General features: G+C 61.0%; 8 protein-coding genes and 1 pseudogene. 6 read left to right on the top strand and 3 right to left on the bottom strand.

Going from position 1 to position 14,551, the window contains the following annotated elements; translation table 11 throughout:
• The first annotated feature begins 124 nt into the window (after positions 1 to 124).
• The 5 genes and pseudogenes from aceE to msrA all read left to right on the top strand — a co-directional run bounded on the left by aceE (position 125) and on the right by msrA (position 9,830).
• Complete coding sequence (gene aceE / locus HU749_RS03475) at positions 125 to 2,770, top strand: pyruvate dehydrogenase (acetyl-transferring), homodimeric type (RefSeq protein WP_014336242.1); 2,646 nt, start codon at positions 125 to 127, stop codon at positions 2,768 to 2,770.
• Between the two features lie 11 nt (positions 2,771 to 2,781).
• Entirely contained in the window at positions 2,782 to 4,428 is a 1,647-nt protein-coding gene (aceF, locus tag HU749_RS03470) for a dihydrolipoyllysine-residue acetyltransferase (RefSeq protein WP_079301607.1), read from the top strand.
• Positions 4,429 to 4,828: 400 nt separating this feature from the next.
• Positions 4,829 to 6,220, top strand: a complete 1,392-nt coding sequence (locus HU749_RS03465; protein ID WP_079301606.1) for an alkaline phosphatase D family protein — start codon at positions 4,829 to 4,831, stop codon at positions 6,218 to 6,220.
• Between the two features lie 182 nt (positions 6,221 to 6,402).
• A pseudogene (locus HU749_RS03460) lies at positions 6,403 to 9,098 on the top strand (putative bifunctional diguanylate cyclase/phosphodiesterase).
• A gap of 84 nt (positions 9,099 to 9,182) precedes the next feature.
• The gene (msrA, locus tag HU749_RS03455) at positions 9,183 to 9,830 is read left to right on the top strand and encodes a peptide-methionine (S)-S-oxide reductase MsrA (RefSeq protein ID WP_046065711.1); all 648 of its coding nucleotides are present in this window, start codon (positions 9,183 to 9,185) and stop codon (positions 9,828 to 9,830) included.
• A gap of 166 nt (positions 9,831 to 9,996) precedes the next feature.
• Here the strand turns inward: msrA and HU749_RS03450 are convergent, their stop codons facing one another.
• The 3 genes from HU749_RS03450 to HU749_RS03440 all read right to left on the bottom strand — a co-directional run bounded on the left by HU749_RS03450 (position 9,997) and on the right by HU749_RS03440 (position 13,703).
• Positions 9,997 to 10,836, bottom strand: coding sequence for a 23S rRNA (adenine(2030)-N(6))-methyltransferase RlmJ (locus HU749_RS03450; protein WP_003197086.1), 840 nt, complete (start codon positions 10,834 to 10,836; stop codon positions 9,997 to 9,999).
• Between the two features lie 81 nt (positions 10,837 to 10,917).
• Complete coding sequence (locus tag HU749_RS03445) at positions 10,918 to 11,649, bottom strand: DUF4123 domain-containing protein (RefSeq protein WP_079301604.1); 732 nt, start codon at positions 11,647 to 11,649, stop codon at positions 10,918 to 10,920.
• Positions 11,646 to 13,703: a type VI secretion system Vgr family protein gene (locus HU749_RS03440; RefSeq protein WP_079301603.1), complete on the bottom strand. Its 2,058-nt coding sequence runs from the start codon at positions 13,701 to 13,703 to the stop codon at positions 11,646 to 11,648. Before HU749_RS03440 ends, HU749_RS03445 begins: the two co-directional genes overlap by 4 nt.
• Before the next feature lie 267 nt (positions 13,704 to 13,970).
• Here HU749_RS03440 and HU749_RS03435 point away from each other — a divergent pair, with 267 nt between their 5' ends.
• Positions 13,971 to 14,465: a DUF2165 family protein gene (locus tag HU749_RS03435; RefSeq protein ID WP_079301602.1), complete on the top strand. Its 495-nt coding sequence runs from the start codon at positions 13,971 to 13,973 to the stop codon at positions 14,463 to 14,465.
• The last annotated feature ends 86 nt before the right edge of the window (positions 14,466 to 14,551 follow it).

The raw sequence follows: 14,551 nt of genomic DNA, 5'->3' as shown, positions 1-14,551 counted from the left end.
TGTAGTAAAACTACACGCCGCCGAAACAACCTTCGGCAATCCAAGAATTTATATCGTCTGCCCACAAGGCCAGTCGCAAACTCAGGCAACCGATTCTGGTAGCCTTTCCGCCCTGGAGCAAGCCATGCAAGACCTCGATCCCGTCGAAACCCAGGAATGGCTGGACGCCCTGGAATCGGTTCTCGACAAAGAAGGCGAAGACCGTGCTCACTATCTGATGACCCGTATGGGCGAACTCGCAACCCGCAGCGGTTCGCAATTGCCTTACGCCATCACCACGCCGTACCGCAACACAATCCCCGTCACCCACGAAGCACGCATGCCTGGCGACCTGTTCATGGAACGCCGCATTCGCTCGTTGGTACGCTGGAACGCGATGGCCATGGTGATGCGTACGAACCTGAAAGATTCTGACCTGGGCGGTCACATCTCCAGCTTCGCCTCCAGTGCAACCCTGTACGACATCGGCTTCAACTACTTCTTCCAGGCCCCGACCGACGAACACGGCGGTGACCTGATCTACTTCCAGGGCCACACCTCCCCAGGTGTCTACGCCCGTGCGTTCATGGAAGGCCGCATCACCGAAGAGCAGATGAACAACTTCCGCCAGGAAGTGGACGGTCAGGGCCTGTCGTCCTACCCGCACCCTTGGCTGATGCCCGACTTCTGGCAGTTCCCGACTGTATCCATGGGCCTGGGCCCGATCCAGGCGATCTACCAGGCACGTTTCATGAAGTACCTGGAAGCCCGTGGCTTCATCCCGGAAGGCAAGCAGAAAGTCTGGTGCTTCCTGGGCGATGGCGAGTGCGACGAGCCGGAATCCCTCGGTGCTATCTCCCTGGCCGGCCGCGAGAAGCTCGACAACCTGATCTTCGTCATCAACTGCAACCTGCAGCGCCTCGACGGCCCGGTTCGCGGCAACGGCAAGATCATCCAGGAGCTCGAAGGCGTATTCCGCGGCGCCCAGTGGAACGTGACCAAAGTCATCTGGGGCCGTTTCTGGGACCCACTGCTGGCCAAGGACGTCGACGGTATCCTGCAACGTCGCATGGACGAAGTCATCGACGGCGAGTACCAGAACTACAAGGCCAAAGACGGCGCGTTCGTGCGTGAACACTTCTTCAACACGCCTGAACTCAAGGCAATGGTTGCAGACCTGTCCGACGACGAGATCTGGAAACTCAACCGTGGCGGCCACGACCCGTACAAGGTCTACGCGGCGTACCACGAAGCGGTCAACCACAAAGAACAACCCACCGTCATCCTGGCCAAGACCATCAAGGGTTATGGAACCGGTGCCGGCGAAGCGAAGAACACTGCGCACAACACCAAGAAAGTCGATGTCGACAGCTTGAAGTTGTTCCGTGATCGTTTCGACATTCCGGTCAAAGACGACGAACTGGAGAACCTGCCGTTCTTCAAGCCAGAGCCAAACAGCGCCGAAGCCCGCTACCTGAGCGAGCGCCGCACTGCACTGGGCGGTTTCGTGCCGCAGCGCCGCGCGCAAAGCTTCAGCGTGCCGACCCCATCGCTGGATACCCTCAAGGCTATCCTCGACGGCTCGGGCGACCGTGAAATCTCCACCACCATGGCCTTCGTGCGGATCCTCGCGCAACTGGTCAAGGACAAGGAAATCGGTCCACGCATCGTCCCGATCATTCCGGACGAAGCCCGTACCTTCGGTATGGAAGGCATGTTCCGTCAGTTGGGCATCTACTCCTCCGTCGGCCAGCTCTACGAGCCAGTCGATAAAGACCAGGTGATGTTCTACAAGGAAGACAAGAAAGGCCAGATCCTCGAAGAAGGCATCAACGAAGCAGGCGCCATGAGCTCCTTCATCGCTGCCGGCACTTCGTACTCCAGCCACAACCAGCCGATGCTGCCGTTCTACATCTTCTACTCGATGTTCGGCTTCCAGCGTATCGGCGACCTGGCCTGGGCCGCTGGCGACAGCCGCACCCGTGGCTTCCTGATCGGCGGCACCGCTGGCCGGACCACACTGAACGGCGAAGGCCTGCAACACGAAGACGGTCACAGCCACATTCTGGCTGCCACCATCCCGAACTGCCGCACCTTTGATCCAACCTACGGCTACGAGCTGGCGGTGATCATCCAGGACGGCATGAAGAAGATGACCGAAGAGCAACAGGACGTCTTCTACTACATCACCGTGATGAACGAGTCCTACCAGCAGCCAGCCATGCCGGCCGGCGCCGAGGAAGGCATCATCAAGGGCATGTACCTGCTCGAAGAAGACACCCGCGAAGCGGCGCACCACGTCCAGTTGATGGGCTCCGGCACCATCCTGCGCGAAGTGCGTGAGGCAGCGAAGATCCTGCGTGAAGAATTCAACGTCGGCGCCGACGTCTGGAGTGTCACCAGCTTCAACGAACTGCGTCGCGACGGCCTGGCCGTAGAACGCAGCAACCGCCTGCACCCTGGCCAGAAGCCAAAGCTGAGCTACGTCGAAGAATGCCTGAACGGCCGAAAAGGTCCGGTCATCGCCTCTACCGACTACATGAAGCTGTTTGCCGAGCAGATCCGCCAGTGGGTTCCTTCCAAGGAATTCAAAGTGCTGGGCACCGACGGTTTCGGCCGTAGCGACAGCCGCAAGAAACTGCGTCACTTCTTCGAAGTCGACCGTAAGTTCGTTGTGTTGGCAGCCCTGGAAGCCCTGGCTGACCGTGGCGATATCGAACCCAAGGTGGTGGCCGAGGCCATCGTCAAGTTCGGCATCGATCCAGAAAAACGCAACCCACTGGACTGCTGAGGAGAATTTTCGTGAGCGAACTCATTCGCGTACCTGACATCGGCAGCGGTGAAGGTGAAGTAATTGAACTGTTTGTGAAGGTCGGCGACCGTATCGAAGCCGACCAGAGCATCCTGACGCTTGAATCGGACAAGGCCAGCATGGAAGTGCCTGCGCCGAAGGCCGGTGTCATCAAGAGCTTGAAAGTGAAGCTGGGCGACCGCCTGAAAGAAGGCGACGAACTGCTGGAGCTGGAAGTCGAAGGCGCCGCTGCGGCGCCTGAAGCAGCGGCCCCTGCTGCTGCCCCGGCGGCGGCTGAAAAGCCTGCCGCTGCACCGGCTGCTGCGGCAGCTCCCGCTCCGGCTGCTGCGCCTGCCGCTGCCACGGTCCAGGACATTCATGTCCCGGACATCGGTTCGTCGGGCAAGGCCAAGATCATCGAAGTGCTGGTCAAGGTGGGCGACACCGTCGAAGCCGACCAGTCGCTGATCACCCTGGAATCCGACAAGGCCAGCATGGAGATCCCATCGCCGGCTGCCGGCGTGGTGGAAAGCATCGCGGTCAAGCTGGAAGATGAAGTGGGCACAGGCGATTTCATCCTCAAGCTGAAAGTAGCCGGTGCCGCCGCACCTGCCGCGCCCGCCCAAGCTGCTGCGCCTGCCGCCAAAACTGAAGCCGCTCCGGCCCCGGCAGCCGCGCCTGCCGCGCCTGCCGCCAAGGCCGAGGCTGCCCCAGCCCCGGTCGCCGCGCCTGCGCCAAGCGGTGCCAAGGTGCACGCCGGCCCTGCGGTGCGTCAGCTGGCCCGTGAATTCGGTGTCGAGCTCTCCGCCGTCGGCCCAAGCGGCCCTCACGGTCGCGTGCTCAAAGAAGACGTGCAAGCCTACGTCAAGGCCATGATGCAGAAGGCCAAGAACGCACCGGCCGAAGGCGCCACTGGCGGCGCGGGCATTCCGCCGATCCCGGCGGTGGACTTCAGCCGCTTCGGCGAAACCGAAGAAGTGGCCATGACTCGCCTGATGCAGATCGGCGCGTCGAGCCTGCACCGCAGCTGGCTGAACATTCCGCACGTGACTCAGTTCGACCAGGCCGACATCACCGAGCTGGAAGCTTTCCGCGTCGCGCAGAAAGCCGTGGCGGAAAAGGCCGGCGTGAAGCTGACCGTGCTGCCTCTGCTGCTCAAGGCCTGTGCACACCTGCTCAAGGAACTGCCGGACTTCAACGCCTCCCTGGCCCCGAGTGGCAAGGCTGTGATCCGCAAGAAATACGTTCACATCGGCTTTGCCGTCGACACCCCGGAAGGCCTGCTGGTACCGGTCATCCGCAACGTCGACCAGAAGAGCCTGCTGCAACTGGCTGCCGAAGCCGCTGCCCTGGCCGAAAAAGCCCGGAACAAGAAGCTCACCGCCGACGACATGCAAGGCGCCTGCTTCACCATTTCCAGCCTCGGCCACATTGGCGGCACCGGCTTCACGCCGATCGTCAACGCGCCGGAAGTGGCGATCCTGGGTGTTTCCAAGGCCACCATCCAGCCAGTCTGGGACGGTAAAGCCTTCCAGCCGAAGCTGATGCTGCCACTGTCGCTGTCCTACGATCACCGTGTGATCAACGGCGCCGCCGCTGCACGCTTCACCAAGCGCTTGAGCGACCTGCTGGGCGACATCCGCACCATCCTGCTGTAACACCGGGCGGCCCTCCCTTGCGGAGGGCCATTCGGAGCACTGTTTTCCGAGCGCCACGCTCGTACCTCAACCCCGCCCGTTTGGCGGGGCTTTTTTTGCCTGGAATTCAAGCCGGACAGCCTGGGTGTTGGATGTGCCGGCCTCATCGCGAGCAAGCTCGCTCCCACAATGGACTTGTGGTGTTCCTGTGGGAGCGAGCTTGCTCGCGATGGCGGAAGGTCAGGCGACGCGGCAACTTTCCTACCACACAAGTTTTAAATGACTACACCCCCTGTTAGTCATTACCCACAACTTGCGCCCCCTTCCCTATCGATATTTATGACGCGCCGGGCTTTAGCATCAAACCACCAGGCAACTGGATGCTTGCACTCCATCATCAACACTTCGAATGGATTCGAATATGTTCAAACCTACCGTTGGCCCCATTGTCGGCCACACGACAACGGATCACGCCCGGATATTCCTGCGCGGAGATCGCGGCAACAACCGGGTATTCGCCGGCATTCGCCACCGGCGCCAAGGCGATACACGCTGGTCGAAAGGGGATTTTGTCCAACTGAAGGCCTACTGCGACATGTCCGATGTCATCGTGCTGAAAGGCCTTCAACCCGACACCGCCTACGAATACCAGGCCGGCTGGTTCAGCCCCCTGAGCCCGACCCATACCGTGGAAACCGTCCAGGCACTGCCGCTGCAATGGCCCAGGAGCACCTACTGCTTACGCACCCCGGCCAGCAAAACCGATGCGCCACGCGCTTATATCGTGGGCTCTTGTCGCTACTTGCGAATCGCCGCCGGCACCCCGTTGCTACCGGGGCTTGGGGACCGCACCTTTGCCGGCATCAACCGCATCGTGGCGCAGGCCGACCCACCGATCAGCGCGGTATTGATGACCGGCGATCAGGTTTATCTGGATGACCTGAATGTCATCGGACCGGACCGAACCTATCAGAACATCCTTTTCAGATACCGATCGGTATTTAGCCAGCCGCATATCCGGAAACTGATGTCTGGCACCCCTACCTACATGATCCTTGACGACCATGAGATCGAAGACAACTGGCCCGCCAGGAAAACCGGTAACGACGATGTTCTATACGCCAATGCCATGGGCGCTTATGGGCTTTATCAGGCCAGCCACGGGCCCGCCCATGAACTGTCGAGCGACGGAACATTAAACAAGTCGTTAATGCGCTACTGGTACACCTTCACCCACGGCGATATCCATTGGTTCGTCACCGACAGCCGGACGCAACGCAACCTGTCGGCGGACGATCGGCGCATTCTCGACGAGGAACAGGAACAGTCCCTGCTCCAATGGCTTATCAACAGCACCGCCCGGGTCAAACTCGTCGTGACCAGCGTCATGTTCTTCCCTGACAGCAAGCACGATGACGGCGACGCCTGGCAGGCCTTCCCGGAACAACGCCTGCGCCTGCTGGAAACCATACGCCGCCATCGGATCAAAAACGTGGTTTTCGTCTCGGGCGATGTTCACGGCTCCATGACCAGCCGCCTGCGTCACAGCGAGGATCCTGATTTCGAGGTCAACACCGTGGTTTCCTCGCCGTTCTACAACAGCAAATTGCTGCCTTTTGCAAAAGCCTCGGATTTTATTTTCCACAGGCCGATGGCCCGCACCCGAAGTGGTGATTACCGCTATGAACTGACCAGCAAAGTGGTGAGTCAGGACAACTTCGCCCACCTGCATGTCACGGCGCAGAGCCTTCAAGTCACCTTCCACGACCGGGACGGCAAGCCCTTGCAGACGGTCGATATCCCGCTGCGATGACCTCCCATGCCCTCTGATCGATCGGCGACTGGAGAAATCCCCTCGTCGGCCGATAAAAGGTTTATAGCACTTGGCCTTCATCTCTCTTGTCAGCCAGTGCCGCAATGATGCAACCTTGCGCCAATCCGTAATAACGAGGGCGTCAGCCCGGCGCGATCAGCATTTTCGAAGCGAGTTTCCCCATGAAAAGCCAACCCGATGCCGCCAGCCGTATGGCGGCCGAGGTAGTGACGCAGTTACCGGTGCCCTCGCGGCTCGGTATGCTGCGTTTCGAACGGCTGAATGAAGCAAGCTGGGCGCTGTTGTTCCTCGATCCCAACTGCGAGCGATACTTCGGCCTGCCGGCGGTAGAGCTGTGCTCGCTGGTCAGTGCGCCTTACGCCAGCTTGATGGAGCCAGAAGCACGCTATCAGTTGCACGACGCCATCCAGCAACAATTGGCCCAGGCCGCGCATTACCAGATTCGCTACACGCTCCACACCACCAAAGGCCCGATGAACGTGCTGGAGACGGGTGAAGCCTATAAGCAACACAATCGTCATCTGCTGCGCGGTTACCTGCTGGCGGTGGACAATTTGCTGCAAGGCGAACCCTCCGTGCCGGCCCTGGATCTGGAAACCCAGAATTCACGCCTGCAGATCGCCCTGGAACTGAACCAGCGCGCCCAGCAAGAGCAGCTCCAGCACCTGGACCGGGTACGCGCCCAACAGGACCTGATCCTGCTACTGACCCGTCAACGCTACAGCGCCAACAACTCCCTGCTCGAAGCCGCCGAACTCATCACCCGCAGCGCCTGCGACATCTACCAGATCGACTGCGCCAGCCTCTGGAATCTGGACGATGGCAAACTGGTTCCGATTTCCGCCTACAACCGCGCGTCCCAGGCGTATTTCCTGCCGGCGGTGATCGACGCCAACGACTTTCCCGACTACATGGAGGCGCTGCAGACCTGCCGCGCCATCGACGCCCACAATGCGATGCGCGACCCGCGCACCCGGGAAATGGCCGAGAGCCTGCGCGCCCGTGACGTCAATGCCATTCTCGACGCCAGCGTGCGTATCGACGGCCAGGTGGTGGGCGTGCTGTGCCTGGAGCAAGTAGGCGTCACCCGCGCCTGGCAGTCGGATGAAATCGCCTTTGCCGGTGAGTTGGCGGACCAGTTCGCCCAAGTCATCAACAACCACAACCGACGCACCGCCACAAGCGCCCTGCACTTGTTCCAGCGCGCCGTGGAGCAGAGCGCCAACGCGTTCCTGCTGGTCAATTGCGACGGCGTGGTGGAGTACGTCAACCCGAGCTTCACCGCGATCACCCAGTACACCACCGAGGAAGTCCACGGCCAACGCCTCTCGGAACTGCCGGCCCTGGAGAACCTCAGCGAACTGCTGTTCGACGCACCCTCGGCGCTGGCCCAGAGCAACAGTTGGCAGGGTGAGTTCAAGAGTCGGCGCAAGAACCTGGAGCCCTACTGGGGCCAGTTGTCGATTTCCAAGGTCTATGGCGACAACCGCGAGCTGACCCACTACATCGGCATCTACGAAGACATCACCCAGACCAAGCTGGCCCAGCAGCGCATCGAGCGCCTGGCGTACACCGACAACCTGACCAACCTGGGCAACCGTCCGGCGTTCATTCGCAACCTCGATGAACGCTTCGCCCGGGACAGTGATTCGCCCATCAGCCTGCTGCTGGTGGACATCGACAACTTCAAGCGCATCAACGACAGCCTCGGCCACCAGACCGGTGACAAACTGCTGATCAGCCTGGCCCGGCGCCTGCGCAACAGCTTGAGCCCCAGCGGCAGCCTGGCGCGATTTGCCAGTAACGAATTCGCGGTGCTGCTGGACGACACGAGCCTGGAAGCCGGGCAACAGATCGCCAGCCAGTTGCTGATGACCCTCGACAAGCCGATGTTCGTCGATAACCAGTTGATCAGCGTGACCGGCTCCGTGGGTCTGGCCTGTGCGCCGTTGCACGGCCGCGATCCGCAGACCCTGATGCGCAACGCCGGCCTCGCCCTGCACAAGGCCAAGGCCAACGGCAAGCACCAGGTCCAGGTGTTCACCGAGGCACTGAATGCCGAGGCCAGCTACAAGCTGTTCGTGGAAAACAACCTGCGTCGCGCCTTGACCCAGAACGAACTGGACGTGTTCTACCAGCCCAAGTTGTGCCTGCGCAGCGGCCGTCTTCTGGGCATGGAGGCGTTGCTGCGCTGGAACCATCCGGAAAAGGGCATGATTCGTCCGGACCAGTTCATCAGCGTGGCCGAAGAAACCGGCCTGATCATCCCCATCGGCAAATGGATTGCCCGCCAGGCTTGCCGCATGAGCAAACAGCTGACCGCAGCCGGCCTGGGCAACCTGCAAGTGGCGATCAACCTGTCGCCCAAGCAGTTTTCCGACCCGGACCTGGTCGCCTCCATCGCCAGTATCCTCAAGGAGGAACAACTGCCGGCCCGGCTGCTGGAACTGGAGCTGACCGAAGGCCTGTTGCTGGAAGCCACCGAAGACACCCATTTGCAGCTCGACCAGCTCAAGCGCCTTGGACTGACCCTCGCCATGGACGACTTCGGCACCGGTTACTCGTCCCTGAGCTATTTGAAGAAATTCCCGATCGACATATCATCAAGATCGATCGCAGCTTCATCCACGAGATCCCGGACAACCAGGACGACATGGAAATCACCTCGGCGGTGATCGCCATGGCCCACAACCTGAAACTCAAGGTCGTGGCCGAAGGCATCGAAACCGCCCAGCAACTGGCGTTCCTGCGGCGTCACCGTTGCGACGTCGGCCAGGGCTACCTGTTTGACCGACCGATCCCCGGCGCCGAGCTGGTCGAAAAGCTCAAGCGCTACCCGCGTGGGCCTCTGGTCTGACAGCCGCGTATAGCTTGCGGCGGCTTTTCTGAGGCACACTGACTGTCTATTTCGCTCAACTCAATCTGACTGAGAGGACTGATGATGGTCTTGCGCTCGGAAATCCTGGTGAACAAAAACGTGCTCCCTACTAAAGAACAAGCCCTGCCTGGCCGTGAAACCCCGATGAGCGTGCCGGAAAAACACTTCGTCCTCGACGCGCCGCTGCTGGGCCCGTTTGCCATGGACGTGGATTTCGCGATCTTCGGCCTCGGCTGCTTCTGGGGCGCAGAGCGCAAGTTCTGGCAGCGCGAAGGCGTGGTCAGTACGGCGGTGGGTTACGCCGGGGGCTTCACGCCGAACCCGACGTATGAAGAAGTCTGTTCGGGTCTGACCGGCCACAGTGAAGTGGTACTGGTGGTCTATGAGCCGGCAAAAGTCAGCTACGAGCAGCTTTTGAAAATGTTCTGGGAACTGCACAACCCGACCCAGGGCATGCGCCAGGGGAATGACATCGGCACCCAGTACCGCTCAGTGATCTATGCCACCAACCCCGCTCAACTGGCGGCGGCCAAACACAGCGAGCAAGTGTTCCAGGCCGAGTTGACCAAGGCCGGCAAAGGCACCATCACGACCGAAATCGAAGAAGCACCGACGCTCTACTTCGCCGAGGCCTACCACCAGCAGTACCTGGCGAAGAACCCTGAAGGCTATTGCGGGATTGGCGGTACGGGCGTGACCTGCCCGATCTGACAGCCGGGCCCCAGATCCAGTGTGGGAGCTGAGCTTGTGGGAGCAAGCTTGGCTCCCACAGGGATTTGTGTCGGTTGCAGTCCTGTGAACACCCCACAACCCAAGTGGGAGCGGGCTTGCTCGTGAAGGCGTCCTTCCTGACGACCTGAATGCATCGGTTCAACGATCAGCTCTCAGCGATCAACCAATCCATCTGCCACCCACCCTGGGTCTGCCCCAGCTTTTTCGACAGCCACGGCAGCAGCTCACGCAACTCCTCCTCCAGCCCCCACGGCGGGTTGGCAATCGCCAGGCCGGAGCCGTTCAGGCTGTTGGGCGTCGCCAGTGGATGCACCAGCAGTTCCACCCGCAACAGCTTCGGCGCGCCCGTACCGGCCAGGTCCTGGTAGAAGCGGCGCAACATCCGCTGGTCCTTTACCGGATACCAGATCGCGGCCACCGTCTGGCGCATCCGGCCAATAGCCTCCTTGAGGGAGGCGGCGCAGCGCTGCATCTCGTCAAGCTGCTCGAAGGGCGGGTCGATCAGCATCAGGGCACGCTTCTCTGCCACCGGCAGCAGTGCCCGCGGCACATGCCAGCCCTCACCCAAGTGCACCGCCACGCGACGGTCGCCTTTCATGTTGTCCTTGAGCAACACGCCGTCTTCAGGGTGTTTCTCATTGAGCAGCACACGGTCCTGGGAGCGGGTCAGGCGCCGCGCCAGCTCCGGCGAGCCCGGGTAGTAGCGCAACTGGCCGTCCGGGTTCATTTCGTGCAGCACCTTCATGTAATCGGCGGTCAACGGCGGCAGATCGCTCTCGCCCCACAACCGCGCAATGCCTTCCAGGTACTCACCGGTACGGTTGGCCTGGTCACCCTGCAGGTCGTACAGCCCGATGCCCGCGTGGGTATCGAGATAGGCGAAGGGCTGCTCCTTGCGCGACATCAGCGCGATGAGGCGGGTCAAGGTCAGGTGTTTGAACACATCGGCGTGATTGCCGGCGTGGAAGGCGTGGCGATAATTCATGGCGGCTCCTGCGAAGGGCGATGAGTTTACCTTGAAGCGCGCCGGACGTCAGGGGTTCGCAGCCCGGCGGAGAGGCCACCATCAGCCCAGCTCTCGCAGCAAATACGCCTGCAATGGCGCCTTTTTCACCTCAACCGGCTCCGATCGCTCAAGAAAGTGGGCAATCTTGCAGCGCAAGATGCTGCGATCGACCCGCTCGGACACATACGGATGCTCCTCGCCCAGCCAAGCGAGCAAGTTATCCAACAGACAGTCCGTTGGGCCCTCGGCCATTGCGTCCAATAGTGCGACGGGCACTTGCCACCAGGGAAAAGCCTGGGCCGGCCGCTGGGCATTTCCCACGACCTCAAGGGATTGCCCATTGATCAGGCAGCGCTTGATGACCGGCAAGAGTTGCCCGGCCTCCACCGCCGTCGATTGCAGTATCGGCCGGACAAAGCGCCCATCCCAAAAACGCAGGAAGACCGGCTTGCCACCGGGCAACAGCACCTGCGTGAGCCCTCGCAAGTGTTCGGCAAGGGTTTCCTGGCTCACACACGAAACCGCCAGCCACCCCCAATCGAGGGAGTCGCTGGCGGCTATCCAATCAAGAAACCCACTGTCTGCGCTGACCAGCCCTACATAGGGCATGACCGCTTCCCACTCGGCGTAGGGCGTGTCGGCCCAGATCGGGCTGGCTGCCGAGCTCATCGAACGCCGCCAGGCCGACAACGTCCCGGCGCTACTGGCATTGCTGAAAATGGCGAAAAGTTGCTCGGAGGCCTGTAAGGGGTGTTCCTCAAGCCAGGCGCGGGGAGATTGATCGCTGTTCATGCACGCCCCCGGACATCGACAGGTTTGTGAACGACCGGCGGCGCTGCACAGGCGCCATTCCTGCAACGCTCACACTCCTCACAGAACGGTGCCGAGCCTTGGAAACTGAGGCGTTGTGCAACGGAAAGAGCAAGTGCCTCTGCAGCGACCAGCTTCTCGGCACTGCCCGCAGAGCCCGATGCCGCACTCATGGCCGTCATCCGCGCCCCTCCAAGTTCGATCGGCACGCTGCTGTAAATCCCACCGGCGCCGATGTTGATCCAGTGGCCGCCGGCCTGGAGGGTCACACTGGCACCCGCTTCCAATACCACTTGCTGGCCGGCGCTGACATGAAACTGCTGGCTGGCGTTCAGGACCTGGCTGGTGACACGAATATGCCGCTCGCCGCTCACCAGCAGATGGTCGTCCTGCCGCACTTCTGCCCGGCGCCGACCGTGGGTCAGGCGCTGCTCATCGGCCTTGAGCTCGTGTCGCGCCGTACCGGCGACAACGATGCTGCGCTCGTGATCGACCTGCACTCGCTGGTCATGCAGCACATGCTGGGTCCAGTTGCGCTGGGCCCGCAGGTAGATCTCTTCGGCGCCCTTGCGATCCTCGATGCGCAATTCGTTGTAGCCTCCCCCGCCCGGGCTGCTCTGGCTGCGCAACACGCTGCGAGTCTTGTCTGCCGGCAGGTCCAGCGGCACCGGGTTGGCGCCATTGGGCAGACACCCCACCACCAATGGCTTGTCCACGTCACCATCGATGAACCCCACCAGGACTTCCATACCGACCCGGGGAATCATCACTGCGCCATAGTGATCGTGAGCCCAACCGGAGGCCACTCGCAGCCAGCAACTGGAGTGCTCGTCGCGTTGACCGTCGCGATCCCAGACCAGTTGCACCTTGACCCGTCCGAATTCATCGCAATGGATCTCGCTGTCGACCGGCCCGGTCACCACCGCCGACTGATAACCATGGGCACGGGGCTTTTCGTGATGCAAAGGTGGCCGAAAGAACACGTCCCATGGCGTGGCAAGAAAGGTATTTTTGTAGCCCTGGAATTCATCCGGGCCAGCGCTGGCTGTTTCTTCCAGCACCTGCGGTTGACGGCCATGATGATCGATATGCGTCAGGAGCCAGAGATCATTCCACGGCTCTCGGGGATGTTCCTTGATCCGCATGAAATGTCCGCTGACGAAGGCGCGTTCATCACTGCCGCCCTCCGCCAAGCGGTGGTCGGCGCCATGGCGCTCAAGGGCCCGCCGGGTCAGATGCTTGCCGTCGTCACGGGCGCAGAATCCGCCGGGATAGTGATAGTCCTCGAGCATCGGGCTCTGCCGATTGTCGAGGTGGGTTTGCAGTAACAAACCGGGCTTGCGGAAGTCGTAATCGCGCAACGTCACGGCAGTGGTACGGGTCTGGAGCCGCACCGCCAGGCGCTTGATGGCCGGCTCGGCGGCGGCCATGCCGCTGTCTGGCAGGTACAGCGTCGATTCGGGCAGGCGGGGAAACACCGTCTGGTCGTCACCGAACACCAGCAGATGGCCGTCAGGGCTGTGCCTGAAGTGATAGTGGATACCGACTTCGGCGCAAATCCGCTCGATGAAGGCCAGGTCGCTTTCGCCATACTGCACACAATATTCACGCTCGGGGTATTGCCCGCCAAGCGTGAACTGGCAGGCATCCGCCAGGATCCCGTGTTCCTTCAACACCCGGGCGACGATATCGGGCACGCTCAGGTGCTGGAAAATACGCTGGTTGATGCGATGACGCAGGTAGGCCAGGCGGGGCACCAGGCTGACCTGGTAAAGGGTCAGGCGCTTGCCCGAATCCCCCTGGGCCACGCTATAGACCTGGCCGTGTATGCCGCCGCCCCAGTCGTCGAACCCCAGGAATGCCTGGCGATGCAGAAGCTCTTCCAGTGCCAGGTCGGACCGTTCGCTGACCAGTTCCAGGTCGAAGCGATAGGGCTGGCTGATGGCTTCCTTGCCCTTGAACTCAAGCACCTTGAGTTCATTCGGCCCGCTGTCGAGCGTCAGCGTGAAACGCGATGAGTTGGCAGGCGGGAACATCCGATGTGCCTCTGCGAAATGGAGGCGGGCGATTCTGCACGAGCGATAGGGGGAGTGCATGGGGGGTCAGGAAAAACAGATTTGCCCTACATCCAAGAAGCTAAAAGCCGCAAAACGTGATGCATTTTCCGATAGACATTTGAGGTATCGCGACCAACCGCAACCGTCCTACGTATGAATCAGCCACTTCTTGCAAGGTCACCGATTTCTGGGCTGTGGTGGCCGTGATAACGTGCCTTGGTCGCAAAAAAGCAAAGGACGCACGGCATGACGACACGTTACGCAAAAATCGCAATGACCCTGGCGCTCGCCGCATTCGCCTTCCTGACCGTGTTCAACAACGTCACGGACTACAGCTCCAACTTCAATTTCGTCCATCACGTACTTAGCATGGATACCACCTTTCCCGACAATGCCGCCCGCTATCGCGCCATCGATCAAGCCTGGATGTGGCACGTTGCCTATTGGCTGATCATCTTCGGCGAAGCGCTGACGGCGGGACTTTTGGGCTACGGAGCAGTGAAACTGTGGCAGGCACGTCGGGCCGAGGCCTTGGTGTTCGCCCGCGCCAAGGAATGGACCATTGCCGGCCTGACGGTGGGTTTCTTCGTCTGGTTCTTTGGTTTCATGGTGGTCGGCGGCGAATGGTTCCTGATGTGGCAATCAGAAATCTGGAACGGCCAGGACGCTGCGTTCAGGTTCTATATGGCGATTTTGGGCGTGCTGATCTTTCTCAACCAGCCTGATGCCAACCCGGACTGACGCCCATGAAAAAACGGCCCGCCTCCATTGGAGACGGGCCGTTTTTCATGCAAACCCTCCTGCGAGCCATCGAGGCCTCGCTGAAG

The sequence above is a fragment of the Pseudomonas ogarae genome (assembly GCF_014268695.2).
Taxonomy (GTDB): Bacteria; Pseudomonadota; Gammaproteobacteria; order Pseudomonadales; family Pseudomonadaceae; genus Aquipseudomonas; species Aquipseudomonas kilonensis.
This window is presented reverse-complemented; position numbering and strand designations above follow the sequence as displayed.